General features: G+C 72.1%; 20 protein-coding genes and 1 rRNA gene. 8 read left to right on the top strand and 13 right to left on the bottom strand.

Annotated elements, in window-relative coordinates; genetic code table 11:
* Nucleotide 1 precedes the first annotated feature (1 nt).
* Complete coding sequence (locus FDO65_RS11860) at nt 2-685, top strand: NAD(P)H-binding protein (RefSeq protein WP_137449942.1); 684 nt, start codon at nt 2-4, stop codon at nt 683-685.
* A gap of 7 nt (nt 686-692) precedes the next feature.
* The gene (ligD, locus tag FDO65_RS11855; RefSeq protein WP_137449941.1) at nt 693-1664 is read left to right on the top strand and encodes a non-homologous end-joining DNA ligase; all 972 of its coding nucleotides are present in this window, start codon (nt 693-695) and stop codon (nt 1662-1664) included.
* Nucleotides 1665-1677: 13 nt separating this feature from the next.
* On the opposite strand, the gene FDO65_RS11850 is transcribed toward ligD, so the two are convergent.
* Genes FDO65_RS11850 through FDO65_RS11840 form a run of 3 tightly spaced genes read right to left on the bottom strand, consistent with a single transcriptional unit; the run spans nt 1678 to nt 4945 of the window.
* Nucleotides 1678-2439 (bottom strand): glycosyltransferase family 2 protein, encoded by a 762-nt coding sequence (locus tag FDO65_RS11850; protein ID WP_137449940.1) that lies wholly within the window; start codon nt 2437-2439, stop codon nt 1678-1680.
* Entirely contained in the window at nt 2436-3887 is a 1452-nt protein-coding gene (locus FDO65_RS11845; protein WP_137449939.1) for a bifunctional PIG-L family deacetylase/class I SAM-dependent methyltransferase, read from the bottom strand. Before FDO65_RS11845 ends, FDO65_RS11850 begins: the two co-directional genes overlap by 4 nt.
* Nucleotides 3884-4945, bottom strand: a complete 1062-nt coding sequence (locus FDO65_RS11840; protein WP_205849998.1) for an acyl-CoA dehydrogenase family protein — start codon at nt 4943-4945, stop codon at nt 3884-3886. Before FDO65_RS11840 ends, FDO65_RS11845 begins: the two co-directional genes overlap by 4 nt.
* Nucleotides 4946-5219: 274 nt before the next feature.
* Between FDO65_RS11840 and FDO65_RS11835 the strand changes: the two genes are divergently transcribed.
* Nucleotides 5220-6254: an alpha/beta hydrolase gene (locus tag FDO65_RS11835; RefSeq protein ID WP_166442156.1), complete on the top strand. Its 1035-nt coding sequence runs from the start codon at nt 5220-5222 to the stop codon at nt 6252-6254.
* Between the two features lie 63 nt (nt 6255-6317).
* Here FDO65_RS11835 and FDO65_RS11830 read toward each other — a convergent pair whose 3' ends face one another.
* On the bottom strand, nt 6318-7691 hold the full coding sequence (locus FDO65_RS11830) for an MFS transporter (RefSeq protein WP_137449937.1): 1374 nt from the start codon (nt 7689-7691) through the stop codon (nt 6318-6320).
* Between the two features lie 94 nt (nt 7692-7785).
* Between FDO65_RS11830 and FDO65_RS11825 the strand changes: the two genes are divergently transcribed.
* Nucleotides 7786-8277, top strand: a complete 492-nt coding sequence (locus FDO65_RS11825) for a winged helix-turn-helix transcriptional regulator (RefSeq protein ID WP_137449936.1) — start codon at nt 7786-7788, stop codon at nt 8275-8277.
* Between the two features lie 70 nt (nt 8278-8347).
* Here the strand turns inward: FDO65_RS11825 and FDO65_RS11820 are convergent, their stop codons facing one another.
* Complete coding sequence (locus FDO65_RS11820) at nt 8348-8803, bottom strand: arsenate-mycothiol transferase ArsC (RefSeq protein WP_137449935.1); 456 nt, start codon at nt 8801-8803, stop codon at nt 8348-8350.
* On the bottom strand, nt 8800-9600 hold the full coding sequence (gene arsM / locus FDO65_RS11815; protein WP_137449934.1) for an arsenite methyltransferase: 801 nt from the start codon (nt 9598-9600) through the stop codon (nt 8800-8802). Before arsM ends, FDO65_RS11820 begins: the two co-directional genes overlap by 4 nt.
* A gap of 89 nt (nt 9601-9689) precedes the next feature.
* On the opposite strand from arsM, the gene FDO65_RS11810 reads away from it, so the two are divergent.
* Nucleotides 9690-10034 carry an ArsR/SmtB family transcription factor gene (locus FDO65_RS11810; protein WP_137449933.1) on the top strand — a complete coding sequence of 115 codons (345 nt, stop codon included), beginning with the start codon at nt 9690-9692 and terminating at the stop codon, nt 10032-10034.
* Here the strand turns inward: FDO65_RS11810 and FDO65_RS11805 are convergent.
* Genes FDO65_RS11805 through pta form a run of 3 tightly spaced genes read right to left on the bottom strand, consistent with a single transcriptional unit; the run spans nt 10012 to nt 14204 of the window.
* A complete protein-coding gene (locus tag FDO65_RS11805; RefSeq protein WP_137449932.1) occupies nt 10012-10935 on the bottom strand; it encodes an AEC family transporter in 924 nt (307 codons plus the stop codon). The genes FDO65_RS11810 and FDO65_RS11805 overlap by 23 nt on opposite strands.
* Before the next feature lie 3 nt (nt 10936-10938).
* Nucleotides 10939-12135 carry an acetate kinase gene (locus FDO65_RS11800; protein WP_137449931.1) on the bottom strand — a complete coding sequence of 399 codons (1197 nt, stop codon included), beginning with the start codon at nt 12133-12135 and terminating at the stop codon, nt 10939-10941.
* On the bottom strand, nt 12132-14204 hold the full coding sequence (gene pta / locus FDO65_RS11795) for a phosphate acetyltransferase (protein WP_137449930.1): 2073 nt from the start codon (nt 14202-14204) through the stop codon (nt 12132-12134). The genes FDO65_RS11800 and pta overlap by 4 nt, the downstream gene beginning before the upstream one ends.
* A 217-nt stretch (nt 14205-14421) precedes the next feature.
* On the opposite strand from pta, the gene FDO65_RS11790 reads away from it, so the two are divergent.
* Nucleotides 14422-15054 (top strand): peptide deformylase, encoded by a 633-nt coding sequence (locus FDO65_RS11790; protein WP_137449929.1) that lies wholly within the window; start codon nt 14422-14424, stop codon nt 15052-15054.
* Nucleotides 15055-15100: 46 nt separating this feature from the next.
* On the opposite strand, the gene FDO65_RS11785 is transcribed toward FDO65_RS11790, so the two are convergent.
* The 3 genes from FDO65_RS11785 to FDO65_RS11775 all read right to left on the bottom strand — a co-directional run bounded on the left by FDO65_RS11785 (nt 15101) and on the right by FDO65_RS11775 (nt 18694).
* Entirely contained in the window at nt 15101-15922 is an 822-nt protein-coding gene (locus FDO65_RS11785; protein ID WP_137449928.1) for a phosphoenolpyruvate hydrolase family protein, read from the bottom strand.
* Nucleotide 15923: 1 nt separating this feature from the next.
* A complete protein-coding gene (locus FDO65_RS11780; RefSeq protein WP_137449927.1) occupies nt 15924-17177 on the bottom strand; it encodes a Tm-1-like ATP-binding domain-containing protein in 1254 nt (417 codons plus the stop codon).
* A 116-nt stretch (nt 17178-17293) separates the two neighbouring features.
* Nucleotides 17294-18694, bottom strand: a complete 1401-nt coding sequence (locus tag FDO65_RS11775) for an aminotransferase-like domain-containing protein (protein WP_205849996.1) — start codon at nt 18692-18694, stop codon at nt 17294-17296.
* Between the two features lie 78 nt (nt 18695-18772).
* Between FDO65_RS11775 and FDO65_RS11770 the strand changes: the two genes are divergently transcribed.
* Nucleotides 18773-20128, top strand: a complete 1356-nt coding sequence (locus FDO65_RS11770; protein ID WP_137449926.1) for an MFS transporter — start codon at nt 18773-18775, stop codon at nt 20126-20128.
* A gap of 33 nt (nt 20129-20161) precedes the next feature.
* Complete coding sequence (locus tag FDO65_RS11765; RefSeq protein WP_276606863.1) at nt 20162-20767, top strand: GyrI-like domain-containing protein; 606 nt, start codon at nt 20162-20164, stop codon at nt 20765-20767.
* A gap of 78 nt (nt 20768-20845) precedes the next feature.
* On the opposite strand, the gene rrf is transcribed toward FDO65_RS11765, so the two are convergent.
* A 5S ribosomal RNA gene (gene rrf / locus FDO65_RS11760) occupies nt 20846-20962 on the bottom strand.
* Between the last annotated feature and the right edge of the window lie 9 nt (nt 20963-20971).

The raw sequence follows: 20971 nt of genomic DNA, 5'->3' as shown, positions 1-20971 counted from the left end.
CATGTCTGTCGTCATCGCCGGAGGACACGGGAAGATCGGGCTGCGGTTGGCCCGGCTGCTGGCCGGGCAGGAGCGGCGCCCGGTCGGTCTGGTGCGCAAGCCCGAACACGAGGCCGATCTGATCGCGGTGGGCGCGCATCCCGTCCGCTTCGATCTGGAGTCGGGATCGGCCCAGGAACTGGCCGAGCACCTGCGGGGCGCGCAGGCCGTGGTCTTCGCGGCCGGCGCCGGTCCGGGTTCGGGCGTGGCCCGTAAGGACACCGTCGACCGGGCGGCGGCGGCGTTGCTGGCCGACGCGGCCGAGATCGCCGGTGTGCGGCGGTACCTCATGATCTCGGCCATCGGGGTCGACGAGGCGGCCGAGCAGGACTTCGGCCCCGACCAGGACCAGTGGGCCGCCTACGTGCGGGCCAAGAAGGCCGCCGACGACGACCTGCGATCCCGGGACCTGGACTGGACGGTCCTGCGGCCCGGTCGGTTGACCGACGCGTCGGGGACCGGGGAGGTCGCCCTGGGATCGGACGTCGGCCGCGGAGACGTCCCGCGAGAAGACGTGGCCGCCGTGCTGGTGGCGCTGCTGGACGAGCCCCGGACCATCGGCCTGACCGTCGACCTCGTCGCCGGATCGACCCCGATCGCCGAGGCGGTGGCCGCCCTGGCGCCGTCGACCGAGCCGACCGACTGAGCGACTGGTGGCCGCCAAGGCGTCGTTCGGCGAGCCGGTCGAATTGACCGTCGGCGACCGGGTCGTGCGCGTCAGCAACCCGGAACGGGTCTACTTCCCCGAGCGTGGCGAGACCAAGCTCGATCTGGTCCGCTACTACCTGTCCGTCGGGGACGGGATCGTGAACGCCCTCCGCGAGCGGCCCTGCATGCTGCACCGCTTCCCGGACGGCGTGAGCGGCGAGAAGGTCCATCAGAAACGGCTGCCCCGCGGCGCCCCGGACTGGGTGCAGACGGTGCGGCTGTACTTCCCGCGCTTCGGCCGCACGGCCGACGAGCTGTGCGTGACCGAGCTGGCCGCCGTCGCGTGGGCGGTGCAGATGTCGACCGTCGAGTTCCATCCGTGGAACTCGCGGCGGGCCGACCCGGAGAAGCCCGACGAGTGGCGGATCGATCTCGACCCGGGCCCGGAGTGCGACTGGGCCACGGTCCGGCGGGTCGCCCACGTGACGCGGGAAGTGCTCGACGAGCTGGGGGCGGTCGGCTGGCCCAAGACGTCCGGCGGGCACGGGATGCACGTCTACGTGCGGATCCGGCCGGAGCACGGTTTCCCCGACGTCCGACGGGCGGCGTTGGCCTTCGCGCGGGAGGTCGAACGGCGCGCGCCGCAGGACGTCACCACCACCTGGTGGCGCAAGGACCGCGACCCCCGCAAGCTGTTCGTCGACTACAACCAGAACACCCGCGACCACACCATCGCCGCCGCCTACTCCGTGCGAGGCAACCCGTTGGGCACCGTCAGCACCCCGATCGCCTGGCCGGAGGTCGACCACGTCGTGCCCGACGACTTCACCATCGCCACCGTCCCCGCGCGGTACGCCGAGATCGGTGACCTGCACGCCGGTATCGACCAGGCCGTCTTCGACATCGCCCCGCTGCTGGAGTGGGCGGACCGCGACGAGCGGCAGGGCGCGGACGACCCCGGTCAGCCGGACGACTGACCGGGCTGGTCCGTCAGGCCGACGGATCCAGGTCGACCAGCTCCCGCAGATAGGACGACAGACCGGCCGGGGCACGGCCCACCCGCCGACCACTGGTGAGCACCGGAGCCCGGCCGGTGGCCACCACCCGGCCACCGGAACGACGCACCGCATCGGCCAGCCGGACGTCCTCGTGGGTGGGCAGGTGCGGGAACCCGCCGACCGTCTCGTAGCGATCACCACGGACGCCCAGGTTGGCTCCGTGTACGTGGGGGTGCCCGTCGGTGAGCAGGTGTCGCCGCCACCAGCTCTCGAGCAGCGCGGACGGCAGGTCGGCCGGATCGGGGCGGACGGTGCCCAGCACGAGATCAGCTCCGCTGTCGGCGATCTCGACATGCACGGCCAGCCAGTCGGAGGGGACCCGAGAGTCGGCGTCCGTGCAGGCGATCCACACCCGGCGGGGCTCCGCACCGCCGGCGACGGCGCAGCGCAGGGCCGATCGGACGCCCTCGTCACGGGCGGCACCGACCTGACCGGCCCGGCTGGCCACCACGGTCACCGACCGTCCCGGAGACACCGGGGTGAACGCGGCGGCCCGCTCGGCGGTGGCGTCGGTGCAGCGATCGGCCACCACGATGACGGACACCGGAACGGCGACCGCAGCGGCCGAGACCATGACCGCCTCGAGGCAGGCGGTGATGGTGGCCTCTTCGTCGCGGGCCGGGATGACGACGGCCACCGCGTCGACCGACGCGCAACCGCCCCGCGGGGTGCCGAGCGGTCGCACGACGGTCATGGCGCCAGACCCTCGACGCGGCCGACCGACCGGACCTGCGGGCCGGCGAGCACGTCGAGCCGGAAGTCGTCCTCCACGTGTTCCACGAGGACCTGCAACCCGGTCTCGCCGCGCAGTCGCTGGTGCACCTCGTCACCGGTCAACGGGTAGTCGGCCACCGGGTGCCGCCAGTGGCAGGCCAGCAGCACACCATCCGGGCGCAGGGTCGCCCTGATCCGCTCGATCACCGTTCCCAATTCGAGATCGCCGCAGTAGTAACCGACCTCGGACAGCACGATGAGATCCAGCGGGCCATCCGGCCACAGCTCGGGAATGCCGCCGCGGGCGAACCGCACGTGTGGGCTGGACTGGAGTCGCTCCCGGGCGACCTGCAGGGCGGCGTCGGCGACGTCGGTCGACAGCAGGGCGTCGCACCGGTCGGCGAGTTGCGCGGTGAGCACCCCGATCGCGCACCCCGGTTCGAAGGCGTTGGCGAACCGCCGCCGCGGGAGGGCGGCCATGGTGACCGCCCGCTTGCGCTCCTCGTACCAGCGGTCCTCGAAGCCCCACGGGTCGGTGCCATCGGTCGCGTACTGGCGCTCGAAGTAGCTGCCCGGCAGGGCCTGTCGCGGGGTGGTCGGCGTTGCGGGCTCCGACACGGTGGTGTCGCCTTTCGTCGGCCGGGCGACGAAGTACTCGGCGTCACCGGTGAAGTGTTCGAGCATCCCGGGAAGCAGCACGGCCTCGTCGCCGGGTCGCTGGGACAGCGGGGCCGTCTGGGAGGGGTAGCTGTCGATGGCGATCCGCTTGCGACGTCGTTCGTCGGGCCCGAGGTCGATCCGCACCATCCGGTCGAACGGCAGGTCCTCGCCGGCGGGGTCGGCCCAGTGCCAGGCCCAGATGGGGCAGGCCAGTACGCGAGCGACGCCGGTCGGCACGGCTCGCTCGACGGCGGCCGCCGCGGCGGCGTGGTCGGGGTGGCGGTCGCCGGCCCAGGTGCTCACCACCCAGCAGTCGGCGGGGGTGGAACCAGCGGGCAGCACCGAACCGACCGCGGCGGCGACGATGTCGACGTGGTCGCCCAGTCGGCCGTCGGGCAGTCCCAGCTGCTCCACCGTGGCTCCGGGCGCGAGAGCGCAGACGGCGGTGAGCAGTTCACCGCGGCGTCGCTGGGCGAGCGACTCCGGCGATGTCGTCGGGGACTGCGGGTGTGATCCCTCCCCCGCGGTGGCGCAGACGACGGTCACCGCCGCACCGGCCGCCGCGCAGCGGGCGATCAGCCCACCGGCGCCGAGGGTTTCGTCGTCCGGGTGGGCGACCACGACGATCAGCGCTCTCACGGTCAGCGGATCGAGAACCGGAACCTGGTGCAGCCGTTCCGACGCGACCCACCGGGCGGCCGTGGTGCCCGGGTCCGCGGCGTCGAACGTCGGGACGACAGCGGGATCGAGGTCGATGTGAGCGCTCATGCCGGGTACCCGGGCGACGAGCCGACCGCGGGCGCGTCGGGGTAAGCGCCGACGGGACCGGCGAGACCGTCGCTGTCGGGCCAGGCGTCGACGTCCAGGACGGCGCGACCCAGCGCCGCGGCATCCCTTTCGGCGTGGTGTTGACGGACGTACAGCTGGAGGTCGGCCACCCGCCGGGCGTGCCGTTCGTCCTGCGCCAGCGGGGCCGGGCCGAGTGAGTGGCCGACCCGGACGATGACGTCCTCCACCGCGGCGGCGACCACCGCCCGCACGCGCAGGGCCAGCCGGGAGGCGGTCGGACCGGCGTCCGGCCCGTCCCAGCGCCCGCCGTCGACGGTCGCCGCGGCCGTCGTCAGCACGGCCCGGGCTCCGGTGAGTGCGGCGTCGACCGCTCCGAGGTGGGCGAGCGCGATCTGGTCGGCCGGCCGCTGCGGGTTCGCGCGGGCGGCGTCGGCCATCGACCGGGCCAGGCCCACCGCCCCGCCGTACCAGCAGGCGGCGACCCCGATACCGCCCCAGGCGAAGCCGGGGCGGCGCAGGTACCAGCCGTCGTCGCCGACCGGGACGGCCGAAACGTCGGCGAGCTCGATCGGCCCGGACGGCACGTCGGTGAGCCCGCGGGCGCGCCACGTCCCGGTCCGCACCGTCACCCCCGGGTGCCGCAGGCTGATGGCGAACAGGCGACGGGTGCCGTCGCCGGTGAAGGCGGTGATCAACGCGGCCGGCAGCCGGTCGGCCAGCGAACACCAGGGCTTCACGCCGGTCAGTCGCCAGCCGTCCGCGGTCTGCACAGCCGTGACCCTGCCCTCCCGGCCCTCGGCGGCGAAAACGCCCCACGGTCCGGCCGGGTCGACTCCGATGCCGGCCAACTGGTGGTCCGTCCAGCCGGTGGCCGGGTCGGCGGCGGCCTCGGCGAGGATCGCGACGGCGTCGGTGTGGGCCTCGAGCACCCGGCCGGCCGTGATGTCACCGTCGGCCAGCGCGGCCAGCGCCTGCCATCGCTGCGCGGTGCGACCGGAGCCGGGGAGCGGCAGACCAGGGGTGACCCGGGCGGCCAACCCGAGCGCGGCGGTGGCGGATCCGTCGACCGCGATCGCTTCCCGGCGGAGGGCGACCGCATCGAGGGTGTGTTCGGGCAGCGCCGACAGGGCGGTGGTGATGGTGGACTCCGTTCACCGGTCGGCTGTTCGACCGGAACCGGCGGGCGGCTCTCACCGGACCCGCACTGTCGGACGTCCCCGTTTGTTCGAAGACCACCCGGCCCCGTCACGAACGGGGAACCATGCCCGACTTACCCAGGGGTCGAAGCACCGAAACCGTAGTGTCGCCGTCGTGAACAGCGGTGCGCCGGACCCGGCGTCGTCCTTCTCCTTGCCGGTCCCCGATGTCCTGGGTGACGACTACGAATCGCTGACTTTCCCGCTGCCCGCGGACGAGGAGGGCGAGCTCGTCGCCACCGTGGTCCGCCGGCGACACCCCGGCGCGACCCGCGCCGCGCTCTACGTGCACGGGTTCACCGACTACTTCCACCAGACGTCCCTGGCCGACTTCCATCTCGCCCGGGGCGAGTCGTTCTACGCCATCGATCTGCACAAGTACGGCCGCTCCCTGCGTCCGCATCAGACGCCCTACCGGATGGCCGATGTCAGCGAGTACTACCCGGAACTCGAGGCGGCGGCCGACCTGATCGCGGCGGACGGCCACGACGACCTCGTCGTCAGCGCGCACTCGACCGGCGGTCTCATCACCGCGCTGTGGCTGCACGACCGCCGCGCGACTCCGTCGCCCCCGGGGGGCCCGACGATCACCGCGCTGGTGCTCAACAGTCCGTTCCTGGCTCTCCCGGCGAACTGGCTGGTCCGCACCCTGGCCGGCCCGTCGGTGACCCTGCTGGCCCAGCGTCGACCGCTGGCCGTCCTGCCGACCGGGGGACTCGGGCTCTACGGGCCGAGCATCCACGCCACCGAGTACGGCGAGTGGACGTTCGACCTGACGTGGAAGCCCGTGGCCGGCGGCCCCGTGCGGGCCGAGTGGTACGCCGCCGCCAGCCGGGCGATCGGCCGGGTGGCCGCGGGTCTGGACGTCGGCACCCCGGTGCTGACCCTGCTGTCGGACAAGGCGGTGCGCGCCACCAAGTGGACCGAGGAGGCCTTCACCGGTGACACCGTGCTGGATCCGGATGCTCTCGCGCAGGCCTGCGTCCGGCTCGGCGCCCACGTCACCTGCGTACGGATCGTGGACGGCATGCACGACCTACTGCTGTCCCGCGCCCCCGCCCGTGAACGCACCCTGACGGAGATGGGCCGCTGGCTGGACGCCTACGCCCGGACCGACTCCCCCACCCCGCACTCCCCCGCGACTCGGTAAAGACGGTCGCCTTTGTGTCGGGGAGACGGCGTGTCGCTCCCAGTCGCGTCCGGTACGGGCGCGTCAGGGGGTGAGGTCGGACGCCGCACCGGCCACGGTGGCGGCCGGACCCGGGGTGGCAGCCGGTTCCCGGGTGGGCGTGGCCGCGGTCCCGGTCGGACCCGACGGCAGCGGCCGCACGTCGTCGCCGAGGCCGGAACCGGAGCGACGCCGACGGACGGCGATCGACAACACTGCGGCGACCAGGCACAGCCCGGCCCCGCCCAACCAGGCGGGGGTGTAGGTCCCGACGGAGTCCCGGATCGCGCCGGCCGCGAGAGCGGCGACGGCCGCACCGATCTGGTGCGAGGCGAAAACCCAGCCGAACACGACGGTGCCGTCGGCGCCGAAGATCCGCTGGCACAGCGCGACGGTCGGCGGGACGGTCGCCACCCAATCCAGCCCGTACACGACGACGAACACGATCATGCTGGGGTGCACGGAGTCGGCCAGCAGGAACGGCAGCACGGCCAGGCCCACGCCACGGAAGGTGTAGTAGCCGACCAGCAGCAGCCGAGGGTCGATCCGGTCGGTCAGCCAGCCGGATCCGATGGTGCCGGCGATGTCGAAGATCCCGACGACGGCGAGCAGACCGGCCGCCGTCGTCTCGGCCATGCCGTGGTCGTGCGCCGACGGGATGAAATGGATGCCGATGAGTCCGTTGGTGGTGGCCCCGCAGATCGCGAACGCGGCGGCCAAGGCCCAGAACGCCGGCACCCGGGCGGCGGTGCGCAGGGCGTTCAGGCTGCGGGCCGCGGGCCGGCCGGCCTTGCGCGGCGGCGGCGTCCAGTCCTCCGGCGCGCCGAACGGGGCCACTCCACGCTGTTCCGGATAGTCGCGCAGCACCAGCCACAGCAGCGGGACGATGGCCAGCGCGACCGCCGCGATGATGAGCGAGGCATTCCGCCAACCCTGCCCGGTGGCCACCGCGGCGATGATGGGCAGGAACACCAACTGCCCGGCCGCGCCCCCGGCGGTCAGAATGCCCATGGCGAGGCCGCGGTTCCGGATGAACCAGCGTTGCGCGACGGTGGCCGCGAAGGCCAGCGCCATCGAACCGGTACCCAGCCCGATGAGCAGGCCCCAGGTGAGCAACAGCTGCCAGGAGGCGGTCACGAACACCGTGGCCGCGCTGCCGAGCGCCACCAGACCGAGCGCGATCGTCGCCACCGGCTGGATGCCGAACCGGTCCATCAGGGCGGCCGCGAACGGCGCGGTCAGCCCGTACAGCAGCAGGTTGACGCTGACCGCGGCCGAGATCGAGGTGATCGACCATCCGAAGTCCGTGGACAGCGCGGGAATCAGCGGGCCGGGGGCGGCGCGGAAGCCGGCCGCGGCGACGAGCGCCAGGAACGCGACCACCAGGACGGCGATGGCCGGGTGCGGACGACGATCCATAGACTCGCTCTCTCGTCGAAAGCCTGTTTCGCGGTACCCTAACGGCACTGGCTTCGTTCGAGCAAGCCAGTTCGGCGTCAGGAGGGGGCACGGCATGGTGCGGGCGGACTGGTCCGGTGCGTTCTGCCCGGTGCGCCGCGGCCTGGACGTCGTCGGCGACCCGTGGTCGCTGCTGATCATGCGCGACGCCCTGCACGGCCGGCGCCGCTTCGAGGACTTCCGCTCGTCCCTGGGTATCGCCGATTCGGTGCTCAGTCGCCGGCTCACGGCCCTGGTCGACGCGGGCCTGCTGACCCGCAACGACTATCGGGCCGCCCGCCGGACGCACGCGGAATACCGGCCGACGCAGGCCGGAACGGATCTGCTGCCCGTGCTGCACGCATTGGCCACCTGGGCGGAGGTGCACACGACGCTGCCCGACGGAGGCGGCCACATGGCCGTCATCCACACCGCCTGCGGCGCCGAGACCCGCTCGGCCGACACCTGCACGGCCTGCCGTGAGCCGCTGCGCTCGGAGGACGTGGCCTGGGACAAACCCTGGCACGACCGTCGGGACGCACTGGTCGGCCCGGTCGACGCCTCCTGATCCGCCTCAGAGCCTGAAGCTCGCTGTTTGCCGACCGAATAGCGGCGTCCACGCCGCAAGGCCAGGCGCGTCAGCGGGAGGGACCCTCCGCGACCGGCGCGATTCCCAGCCGATCGGCCAGATCGGCCACCCGCCGTGCGATGTCGTCGCGGACCAGCCGCATCCGCTCCATGCCATCGATCCCCCGCGCGGACGGTTCGTCGGTCTCCCACACCTCGATCCGGGGACCGTCGACCACAGGCAACCGCGCCTCCCGGCCGAGCACCACCACAACGTCGGCAGCCCGCGCCATCTCGGCGGTCAGTAAACGCGGCCGGTGCTGCGAGATGTCGGCGCCCACTTCGATCAGAGCGTCCCGCGACTGCGGATTGACGTCGACATCGCCCGTCTGCGCCGCCGCGGTACCGGCCGAGGTGACGTCCGCGGCATCGCCGACGAGCTGTTGCAGCAGTCCGGCGGCCATCGGCGACTTGCCCCGGTTCCTGGCACACACGAACAGCACCCGGGGACGCAGGTGTCCGGTCATGCGGGCTTGCGGGCACTGACGATCGCGCCGTGCAGGCCGTCGGCGACCGGGTGGGTGAAGGTGACGTCGACGTCGGAGAAACCGGCAGACCGGAGCTCGTCCAGGTATTCGGAGCGGGAGAGGGCGCCGGCGATGCACCCGACGTCGGAGCCGCGTTCCGCGCGGTCGGCCGCCGTCAGGTGGTCCTCGGCGACGACGTCGGAGATGCCGATCCGCCCGCCGGGGCGGAGCACCCGGAACGTCTCGGCCAGCACCGCCGGCTTGTCCGCCGACAGGTTCACCACGCAGTTCGAGATGACGACGTCGACGGCGGCGTCGGACAACGGGATCGCCTCGATCTGACCCTTGAGGAACTCGACCCGCGTCTCTCCCGCCGCGGCCGCGTTGGCCCGGGCGAGGTCGAGCATCTCGTCGGTCATGTCCAGGCCGTAGACGTGGCCCGTCGGACCGACGCGGCGGGCCGAGAGCAGGACATCGATGCCACCACCCGAACCGAGGTCGAGCACGATCTCGCCGGGCGCGAGATCGGCCACCGCGAGCGGATTGCCGCAGCCCAGCGACGCCGCGACCGCGTCGACCGGCAGGACGTCGACGACACCCGGCTCGTACAGACCGGCTCCGAAGCGATCGACCTCCGCCGGATCCAGCGCGGCCGTCGATCTCGTTCTCCCCGAGCAGCAGGCACCGGACGTCGACCCGTCCGATGGACCGGTCACCGCCATGGCCGCTGCCGCGTACCGCGACCGGACCCGCTCCCGCCCGGCGTCCGCGTCCGCCCGTCTGACCTGGGTTCCCATCACGTCTCCCATCGATCTACGTCGATATGAATGACTCAGCACACGCCCACCCATCGATATCTGTCAATAGGTCGGGGCATACTGCAGCAATGGTCGCTCTCTCCCTGGCCCGTCGACCGCTGTCGCCCGCCGAAGCCGACGAGTGGGCGCACCGGTTCAAGGCGGTCGCCGACCCGACCAGGCTGCGACTGCTCGGACTGGTGGCGGCCGGACCCGACGGTGAGGCCTGCGTCTGCGACCTCACTGACCCCGTCAACCTGAGTCAACCGACGGTCTCGCATCACCTCAGGGTGCTGGTCGAAGCGGGCCTGCTCACGCGCCAACAGCGGGGCCGCTGGGCCTACTACCGGACCGTTCCGGCCGCGCTGGCCGCGCTGGCGCACGTGTTGGACCCGCACCGCAGCCCACCCGTCAGCCCAGCAGCGTCGCGATGACGACCAGCACCGGGATGGCCGCCACCGTGGTGAGCGTGACCGCGTCGCGGGCCATCGGCACCGCGGCCTGGTAGCGCACCGCGTAGGTGAAGACGTTCTGCGCGGTGGGCAGCGCCCCGCACAGGGTGGCCCCGAGCAGCGCCACCCCGGACAGCCCGAAGACGAAGCGGGCCATTACGAAGGCCAGCACCGGAAGCACCAGCAGCTTGAGCGATGCGACCAGCACCAGCTCGCGACGGTTGCCGCCCCGGCCGGGGACGGGGGCTCCGCGCAACGAGATGCCGTAGGCGATCAGCGCGGCGGGTACGGCCAGCCCGGCGATGAGACCCAGTGGGGCGGCCACCGGTTCGGGGATCTTCGTCCCGGTCAGCGCCAGGACGACACCGACCGCCGAGCCCAGGATGATCGGGTTGCGGACCGGCTGCGCCAGTACCCGCCGCCACGAGGGCCGCCGGCCGGTCTCGCTGATGTCCAGGAACACCATGGCCACGGGGGCGAGTACGACCAGCTGAAACAGCATGACCGGGGCGACGTACGCGGCGTCACCGAGGACGAAGACCGCGAGCGGGATGCCGAGGTTGCCGGCGTTGACGTAGCTGGACGCCAGGCCGCCGATGACGACGGTGGCCAGCGGCCGCTTCCACCAGAGCCGCGCGACGAGCACGAACACCAGCGCGCAGGTCGACGTGGCGATCGCCGTCACCGGCAGCGCCCCTGAGAGCACCACCGACACCGGCGCTCTCGACAGGGTCTGCAGCAGCAGACACGGCGTGGCGACGAAGAACACCAACCGGGACAACACCACCGGCGCGGTGTCCGGCAGCACCTTCGACCGGCCCAGCAGGTAGCCGACGGCCACCACCACCGCGATGGTGGCCAGGCCCTCGAGGACGGCGAGCACGGATCAGGTCAGCAGGGCGACGGTGGCCCGGGCGATCGCCAGTTCCTCGTTGGTCGGCACCACCAGGACCGTCACCGGCGAGCCGTCGGCCGAGATGACCCGGGCCTCGCGTGAACGCACGGCGTTCCGCTCGGCGTCCAGCACGATACCCAGCCCCTCCAACCCGCCCAGCGCGGTGGCCCGGGTGACGGCGTCGTTCTCGCCGACCCCGGCGGTGAAGGTGATCGCATCGACGCCGCCCAGGACGGCCATGTACGCGCCGACGTACTTGCGGATGCGGTGGCAGTAGACCTCCAGGGCCAGCGCGGCCTGCGCGTCCCCGTTCGCCGCGGCCTGATGCACGTCACGCAGGTCGTTGAACCCGGTGAGGCCCCGCATGCCCGAGCGGCGGTTGAGCAGTTCGTCGATCGCGTCGATGCCCATCCCGGCGACCCGGGTCAGGTGGAAGACGACGGCCGGGTCGATGTCGCCGCTGCGGGTGCCCATGACGAGGCCCTCCAGCGGGGTCAGCCCCATGGACGTCTCGACGGCGTGACCATCGCGGATGGCCGACGCCGACGCCCCGTTGCCCAGGTGCAGCACGATCTGTCGCGCCGACGCCTGCGCGCCCAGCAGTGCGGTGACCTGCTGGCTGACGTACTGGTGCGAGGTGCCGTGAGCCCCGTAGCGGCGGATGCGGTAGTCCGCGGCGACGGCCCGATCGATGGCGTAGGTGGCGGCCGCGGCCGGCAGATCCCGGAAGAAGGCCGTGTCGAACACGGCGACCTGCGGGACGCCCGGGAACGCCAGCTGGGCCTGCTCGATACCGGTGGCGTTGGCCGGGTTGTGCAGCGGCGCCAGCGGACTGAGCTCGCGGATCACGGCCAGCACGTGCGAGTCCACGAGAGTCGGCTCACCGTAGCGGGACCCGCCGTTGACGACGCGGTGGCCGATGCCGAGCAGGTCGACGGTGTCCAGCGGTCGGCCGGCCTGCGCGAACAGGTCCTGCATGATGCGCAGCGCGACGCCGTGATCGGAGATGGCGCCGGCGAACTCGGCGGTGCGGTCGCCGTCGGTGTGCCGGGCCGAGCCGTCTGCGCTGCCGACCCGCTCGATGAGACCGCTGGCCACGGCGGTACCGGCGGCCGGGTCGACCAGTTGGTACTTCATCGACGACGAACCGGAGTTGACGACCAGCACCAGGTGCCCGGACTCGGTCATGCGGTCTCTCCGGTGGTCTGGGCCTGAATGGCGGTGATGGCGACGGTGTTGACGATGTCGGCGACCAGCGCCCCGCGGGACAGGTCGTTGACCGGCTTGTTCAGGCCCTGCAGGACCGGGCCGATCGCGATCGCGCCGGCGCTGCGCTGGACGGCCTTGTAGGTGTTGTTGCCGGTGTTGAGGTCCGGGAAGATCAGCACGGTCGCCCGGCCGGCCACCTGCGAGTCCGGCAGCTTGGTCCGGGCCACCGAGGCGTCGACGGCCGCGTCGTACTGGATCGGCCCCTCGACCAGCAGGTCGGGTCGCTGCTCGTGGACGAGATCGGTCGCGAGGCGCACCTTTTCGACGTCGGCCCCGCTACCGGAGGTCCCGGTGGAGTATGACAGCATCGCGACCCGGGGGTCGATGCCGAACGCGGCGGCGGTGGTCGCCGACGAGATGGCGATGTCGGCCAGCTGCTCCGAGGTCGGGTCCGGGTTGACGGCGCAGTCGCCGTAGACCAGCACCTCGTCGGCCAGGCACATCAGGAAGACGCTGGAGACGATCTTCGTGCCCGGCACCGTCTTGATGATCTCGAACGACGGCTTGATGGTGTGCGCCGTGGTGTGCGCGGCACCACTCACCATCCCGTCGGCCATCCCCAGGTGCACCATCATGGTGCCGAAATAGCTGACATCGCAAACGATCTCAGCCGCCCGCTCCACCGTCATCCCCTTGTGGGTACGGAGCCGGGCGTACTCGGCCGCGAACGTGGCGACCAGCTCCGGGTCGTTGGGCGAGACGATGCTGGCCCCGGAGATGTCCAGGCCGAGGCTCGAGGCGCGCGACCGGACGGCGGCCTCCTCGCCGAGCAGGACGAGGTCGGCCACGCGGAGCCGCAGCAGGCTGTCGGCCGCCTGCAGGATGCGGTCATCGTCGGACTCGGGCAGCACCACACGCTTGCGGTCGGTGCGGGCCCGTTCGATGAGCCGGTACTGGAACATCAAGGGGGTGACCACGTCTGACTCGCCGACGTCGATGGCATCGAGCAGGGCCTGCCCGTCGACGGCCTCGTCGAAGGTCCGCAACGCGGTCTGCAGTTTGACCCGGGAGTCGGCGGTGAGGCGGCCACGGACGGCGGCCAACCGGGTCGCAGTGTCGAAGGTGCCACCGTCGGTGAGCAGGATGGGCAGGTCGGAGTCGACCCCGTCGATGAGCTGGACGACCGGGTCCGGCGGCCGGTAACCGCCGTTGAGGATGATGGCGGCCAGTGCCGGGAAGGTGCCCGACTGGTGGGCCAGCAGCAGGGCGGGCAGCACGTCGGTGCGGTCGCCGGGCGCGATGATCGTGTAGGCCTCCCGCATCCGGACCAGCACGTTGGGCAGTGACATGGCCGCGACCACGAAACCGAGCGACTCCCGTTGCAGCCACTCGGGATTACCGCGCAGCAGGGTCGCTCCGATGGCCTGCTGGATCTGCGCGACGGTCGGCGCGGTGAGCAGCGGCACCTCCGGCAGCACCCCGCAGACCAGTCCGGTGGTAGCCAGCAGTTCCCGGGTCGGCCCGACGAACTCGGCCGCGACCCGGTTGGCGAAGACGGCGACCGGGCTGACGTGGGCGTGCTGCAGGTCGCCGCGCGCGTGTCCTACGGTGGCGGCGACCTCCTCCGGGGTCCGGTCCCGGCCGGACACCACCAGCACGACCGGTGCGCCGAGATTGGCGGCGATGGCCGAGTTCACCGACCACTCGGTGCCGGTGCTGATGTCGGTGTAGTCGCTGCCGATCACCACGAGGGCGTCGTAGTCGGCCAACAGCCGGCCGTACCCGTCGACGATGCGGGACATCGCCGCGTCGAGGTCGGCGTGCACGTCGTCGTAGGTGACGGCGAACGCGGTCGAGGCTTCCTGCTCGACGGCCGGATGGGAAAGCAGCAGCTCGACCACCGGGTCGGGTTCGGACAGGGAAGCCGTGACGGGACGGAACACCCCCACCCGGCCGACCTGTCGGCTGAGCAGGACCAGGAGGCCGTAGGCCACCGCGGACTTTCCGGTCTGCCCCTCGGGGGCGACCACGAACACGCTCTGTGCCATGGGGGAAGGCTATCGGGGGACGCCACCGGAGCCGGCGACGAGCGCCCGTTCGTGACGAGCGCCATGTGCGGCTCGGCCGGTGCGGGCGACGTCCAGCCGGCCGGCGCCCTGGTGGTTTCCGTCGCCCGGACGTCCCGACGGCCACGAACGGGGTAACAGTGGACCAGTGCCCGCCCGGGCACACGGCACGGACCGGACACCGCTGGGGGATGAACAGATGACCACCGTCGACCCGACCGACGACGCCGACCTGTTGCCGCTCGTCCACGCCGGGGATCCGGTGCTGCGCCGGCCGTGCCGGCCGGTCGGCGACACCGGGGTCGACCGGCTCGCCGACCTGGTGGCGGCCATGCATCGGACGATGCGCGCGGCCCCCGGGGTGGGGTTGGCGGCGAACCAGGTGGGCCTGGATGTCCGGGTGCTGGTCGCGGCGGATCCCGCCCTGGCCGAGGACGACGCCACCCGGGCGTTGTTCGCCGCGCAGGGCCGGGCGCCCATGGCCCCGCTGGCCCTGGTCGACGCCACCCTTGAACCCGTCACCGGCGCACCTCACGCCTGGTGGTTCGAGGGGTGCCTGTCGATCCCCGGCTGGTTCGCGGTGGTGCCGCGCGCGGTTGCCGTCCGGGTCCGCGGACGCACCCCGGACGGGGAACCGGTGGACACCGAGCTGACCGGCTGGCCGGCCCGCATCCTGCAGCACGAGGTCGACCATCTGGACGGCCGGATGTACGTGGATCGGATGATCACCCGCACGTTCATGTCGATCGAGAACTACCGGTCGACGTGGCGGGGTCGGCCGATCACCGAGGTGCTGCGCGAGCTGGGAGCGGACCCGGTCGATGCCCCCTGAGCGGCACTGAGCACCTCCCCTGGCCCCCGACCGCCGGGGGAGGTGCTCAGAACTGCAGGGCCTTGAACGCGGCGGCCTGCTCCGCGATGGCCCGTTCGGTGGGGAGCCGTTCCATGGACGAGGCCCCGAAGAAGCCGACGATGCCCTCGGTGTTGGCCAGCACGTACTGGGCGTCGGCCGGCTCGGCGATGGGCCCGCCGTGGCAGAGCACGATGATGTCCGGGTTGACGGCCTTGGCCGCGTCGCACATCTCCTGGCACACCCGCACCGACTCCTCGAGGGTGAGGGCGGTGGTGGCCCCGATGGTGCCGCTGGTCGTGAGACCCACGTGGGGGACGAGGATGTCGGCCCCGGCCCGAGCCATGGCCGCGGCCTGGTCCGGATCGAAGGCATAGGGGGAGGTCAGCAGGTCCCGCTCGTGGGCGGCCGCGATCATGTCGACCTCGAGGCCGAAGCCCATGCCGGTCTCCTCGATGTTCTGCCGGAACACCCCGTCGAACAGACCCACCGTGGGGAAGTTCTGGACCCCGGTGAAGCCCATCCGCTTCAGCTCGTCCAGTAACGGGCCCATCAGCCGGAACGGGTCGGTCCCGCACACCCCCGCCAGCACCGGGGTGTCCCGGACGACCGGCAGCACCTCGGCGGCCATCTCGACGACGATCTGATTGGCATCGCCGTACGGCAGCAGCCCGGCCAGCGAGCCGCGGCCGGCCATCCGGTAGCGGCCCGAGTTGTAGATGATCAGCAGGTCGATGCCGCCGGCCTCGGCGGATTTCGCGGACAGGCCGGTGCCGGCGCCGCCGCCGATGATGGGCCTGCCGGCGGCCACCGTCGCACGCAGGCGGGCCAGGGCGGTGCTGCGATCCATCTCAGTTCTCCTCCTCCGACCGGGCGGTGATCAGGGCGTGCAGCGCGTCGGCTGCGGACGTACCGAACCCGGGATCGTTGATGGCGGCGTCGATCTCGTCCACCGCGACGGCCGACCCGGCCAGCCCGGTGGTCAGGGCGGCGAAGCAGGCCCGGTCGGCGTCGGCGTCGCGGAACGGTGCGCCCGGGACGTCCACCGCGGACACCCCACCCAGCGGGATCAGCACGCGGGTCGGCCCCTGCGCGGCCCGCAGCTTGTCGGCGATGATCCCGCCCAGGGTCGCCATCTCCCCGGAGGTGGTCCGCATCAGCGTGACGGTCGGGTTGTGCACCAGCAGGTTCCGGTCGGCGAAGCGCTCGGGCACCGTCTCGCGCGGGCCGAAGTTCACCATGTCCAACGCGCCGAGGCTGACCACCTGCGGCAGTCCGGCCCGGCCCACCGCCTCCAGCCGGTCGGGGCCGGCGGTCAGCACGCCGCCGACCAGTTCGTCGGCCAGTTCGGTGGTGGTCAGGTCGAGCACCCCGGCCAGGAACCCACCCGCGGCCAACGCCTCCATCGCTCGGCCACCGGCGCCGGTGGCGTGGAAGACCAGGACCTCGTAGCCGAGTTCGGTGAGCCGGGCCCGGGCCTCGTCGGCCGCCGGCGTGGTCACCCCGAACATCGTCATGCCGATGAGCGGTCGCTCGTCGTTCGCCTGGTCGCCCTGGTGGGCGTCCCGGTCAGCCCGGTAGTGCTGGGCCATCCCGGCGATGGCGGCGACCGCGTTGCCGAGGATCCGTCGCGAGATCGAGTTGATCCCGGCGATGTCGACGACCGAGTACATGAGGGTCACGTCGACGGCGCCGACGTAGGGACCGACGTCCCCGGCGGCCATCGTCGACACCAGCAGCTTGGGCACCCCGACCGGCAGCGCCTGCAGGGCACCGGCGGCCACCGACGATCCGCTGGACCCGCCGACGGCCAAGAGCCCGTCGATCCGTCCCGCGGCGAACAACTGCCGGACGACCTCGGCGGCCCCGGTGGCCATCGCGCTCATCGCGGCCCCGCGGTCCCGGGTGCGACGCAGCTCGTCCCGGTCGGTCCCGCCGGCCGTGGCCACCGCGGCCGAATCCACGTCGGCGAGGCCGGCCCCGTCGGAGAACGTGCCGACGTCGACGACCAGGACGTCGCAGCCGGCGGCCGCGAGCTGTTCACGCAGCCACCGGAACTCCTGCTCCTTGGTGTCGAGCGTGCCGACCAGGGCCACCGTCGTCATCGACGTCCACCTCGCGAGTTCGTCCGAGCGCTGCCGTACGTCCCGAGTGTGGGTCGTCGACCGGGCCCACGGTTAGGCCAGTCCGAGGTGATTGGTCCATCGTTCCGTCTCGCCGATCAGGCGCCGGTGATGCGGTCGAGGGCGGTGGCCAACCGCGCCGGGGGGTGCCAGAACGGCAGCTTGAGGTGCGAGCGCTGGCCCTCGAAGGCCGAGAAGGACGGTCCCGCCACCATGCGCACCCCCCGGCGGCGGGCCTGTTCGACGAACGTGACGGCGTCGGCGTCGCCCAGGTCGATCCACAACGACGTGCCACCGGACGGGCGGACCCAGCGCCAGTGCGGCCGCCGTGCGGCGAGCAGCTCCTCGGTCGCGGCCAGTGCGGGCACCAGGTCGGCGGTCCGCCGCCGTCGCAGGTCAGCGGTCGTGGCGATCAGGTCGGCGGCGACCAGCTGATCGGCCACCGGGGTGCCGATGTCGATCGTCGTACGCATCCGGGTCAGCGTCTGCACGACGGCCGGGGCGGCCCGCACCCATCCGACCCGCAGACCGCCCCACAGGAGTTTGGACGTGGTGCCGATCGTGACGACTCGGCGCGGATCGAGTTGCCCGGCCAGGGACGGCCGGAACCCGGCCCCGTCGAGGACCAGGTCGGCCGACGACGTGTCCTCGATGACGTGCACGCCGTGCCCGGTCAGGACGTCGGCGAGGGCGGCCCGCTGCGCCGACGACAGGGACGTCCCGGTCGGGTTGTGCGCGGCCGGCTGCACGTAGAACGCCCGCGGCCGTCGGGTCCGCAGCAGCGCCTCGACCGCGCAGACGTCCAGTCCGTCGACGCGACGGGGAACGGTGAGCAGCGCGGCGCCGGCATCCCGGAACGCCTCGAGGCCGCCCCGGTACGTCGGGTCCTCGACCACCACCTCGTCACCAGCGCTGACGAGGGTGTGCGCCACCAGCCACAACGCCTGCTGCGATCCCGAGGTGACGAGGATCTGGTCCGGTGCGGTGTCCAGTCCGTCCCGGGTGTACTGGGCGGCGATGGCCTCGCGCAGCCGCGGCAGGCCGGCAGGGTGGTAGCCGTCGGTCGCCACCTCGGCGGCCAGCTCGATCGGATCAAGACGGGCGAACGCGCCGACCACGCCCGGCAGGCCGGGCAGGGCCCCGCTGCTCAGATCGATCTCGTCGTGGCCGTGGCCGGCGAACGAGGAGAGCCGCCCGCTGGTGGCGCCCTTGGCGGTCAGGACGCCGCGGCGGCGCACCCGCGACCCGGAGCCCTGGCGGGCCTGCACACAGTCCTGGGCGGCCAACAGGTCGTAGGCCGTGGTGACGGTCCCCCGGGCGATGCCCAGCGCGGCCGCCAGCTCGCGCTGGGGCGGCAGAATGGCGCCGTCGGCCAGGTGGTCGGCGGCGACGAGCGCCGCCACCGCATCGGCGAGGCGCTGCGGGAGCTGACCGTCCCCGTCGGCCCACCCGTCCAGCAGCCGGCACAGAACGGTGACGTCGATCCGTTCACCGGCCATCCGGCCAGGCTAGGGCTTGTGTTCGCTTCGTGGGCCGTCCACCGCCCGAGCGGGCGGGACACGCTCTACTGTGCGGCCATGACCGGTTCGCCCGCGGGGCGCGGCCCCGTTCCTTCGTCGCCCGTCGACCCGATCCCCACCAGCCGGGTCGTGGCCTGGGGCCTGTGGGACTGGGGGTCGTCGGCCTTCAATGCCGTCATCCTGACGTTCGTCTTCTCCGTCTACCTCACCGACGCGGTCGGCGCGGATCTGCCCGGTTCCATCGGGGCCAGCACCTGGCTGGGGTGGGGCCTGGGGGTGGCCGGCGTTCTGGTCGCCGTTTTCGCCCCGGTCAGCGGCCAGCGGGCCGACATCGGCGGGCACCGACGCCGCTCGCTGGGCCTCTGGACCGTGCTGACGGTGCTGGTGATGGCCGGCATGTTCTTCGTGAAGGACACCCCGGACTGGTTCTGGCTCGGTCTGGCCCTGCTGGCGGTCGGGTCAGTGTTCTCGGAGTTCGCGTGGGTCGCGAACAGCGCGATGCTGCGCCAGGTGTCGACCCCGACGAGCATCGGTCGGGTCTCGGCGTTCGGCTGGGCGCTCGGCTATTTCGGCGGCATCGTGCTGCTGCTGATCTGCTACTTCGGGTTCATCGCCCCGGACGTCGGCTGGTTCGGGGTGACGTCCACCGACGGCCTGAACATCCGGGTGGTCGCCCTGATGGCGGCGGCCTGGTTCCTGGTCTTCGGTCTCCCGGTGCTGTTCGCGGTTCCAGAGATCCCACCCCGCCCGGGCGCCCCGCACGTCGGGTTCCTGGCCTCGTACCGGGTGTTGTGGCGGGATCTGCAAGCGTTGTGGCGCACCGACCGCCGGACGGTCTGGTTCCTGGCCGCGAGCGCCCTGTTCCGGGACGGCCTGGCCGGCATCTTCACGTTCGGCGGGATCCTGGCCGTCTCCGTCTACGGCATCAGTTCCGCCGACGTCATCCTGTTCGCGGTGGCCGCCAACGTCATCTCGGCGCTCGGGGCCCTGGTCGCCGGCCGGCTCGACGACCGGCTCGGACCGAAGACGGTGATCCAGTTCTCACTGGTGGGGACCCTGGTGGCCGGCGTGATCCTGATGCTGGTGTCGGGACCGACCATGTTCTGGATCTTCGGCCTGGTGCTGTGCCTGTTCGTGGGGCCGGCGCAGTCGTCCGCACGGACGTTCCTGGCCCGGTTGACCCCGGCCGGGCACGAGGGGGAACTGTTCGGCCTCTACGCCACGACCGGTCGGGCCGTCTCGTTCCTGGCCCCCACCCTGTTCGGGTTCTTCACCTTCCTCTTCGACGCGGACCGCGCCGGGATCGCCGGAATCCTCATCGTGTTGCTGCTGGGACTGCTGGCGCTGCGACCCATCGAGTCACCGCCCCGGGCCAGTGCACCGCCGGCGTTGGCCGAACACCAGGGGGCGTGAGACGTGTCTCCGCAACCGACGGCCGGCGGTCCGGTGGACGGCAAGCGGACCATCCCGGGATACCGCGCCCGGCGCGGCCGGTTCGATGTGATGACCGTCCCAGCGATGCCGTTCCTCATGATCGACGGGCACGGTGATCCGAACACGGCACCGGAGTACGCCGCGGCACTGACGACCATCTACCCGGTGGCGTACGCGCTGAAGTTCCTCGGGAAGTCGACGGGCCGGGATCACGTGGTCATGCCGTTGGAGGCGCTGTGGTGGGCGGACGACCTGGCAGCGTTCACCGCAGAGCGGGACAAGTCACGGTGGGACTGGACCGTCATGATCACCGTCCCGGAATGGGTGACGGCCGAGCACGTCGATGTGGCGCGCGAGAAGGTGCGGACCAAGGACGGGGTGACCCGGCTGCCGGACATACGGCTGGAGACCTTCGACGAAGGCCTGGCCGTGCAGACCCTGCACGTCGGGTCGTACGACGCCGAAGCCCCCGTCCTGGACGAGCTGCACCAAGCTGTGATTCCGGGGCTGTCGTTGCGGATGACCGGCAAACACCACGAGGTCTACCTCAGTGACGCCCGGCGGACGGCGCCGGAGAAGTTGCGCACGATCCTGCGGCAACCGGTCGAACACATCTAGCACCCGGGTAGAACAGAGCAACGCAAAAAGCCCTGTAGGGGCGAACTCGAAAGAGTTCGCCCCTACAGGGGAATGATTGTCCGGCGGTGTCCTACTCTCCCACACCCTGGCGAGTGCAGTACCATCGGCGCTGAAAGGCTTAGCTTCCGGGTTCGGAATGGGACCGGGCGTTTCCCTCTCGCTATAACCGCCGTAACTCTATGA

The organism is Nakamurella flava (assembly GCF_005298075.1).
GTDB classification, from domain to species: Bacteria; Actinomycetota; Actinomycetes; order Mycobacteriales; family Nakamurellaceae; genus Nakamurella; species Nakamurella flava.
The sequence above is the reverse complement of the archived record's forward strand: the minus strand, read 5'-3'. Positions and strand labels throughout refer to the sequence as shown.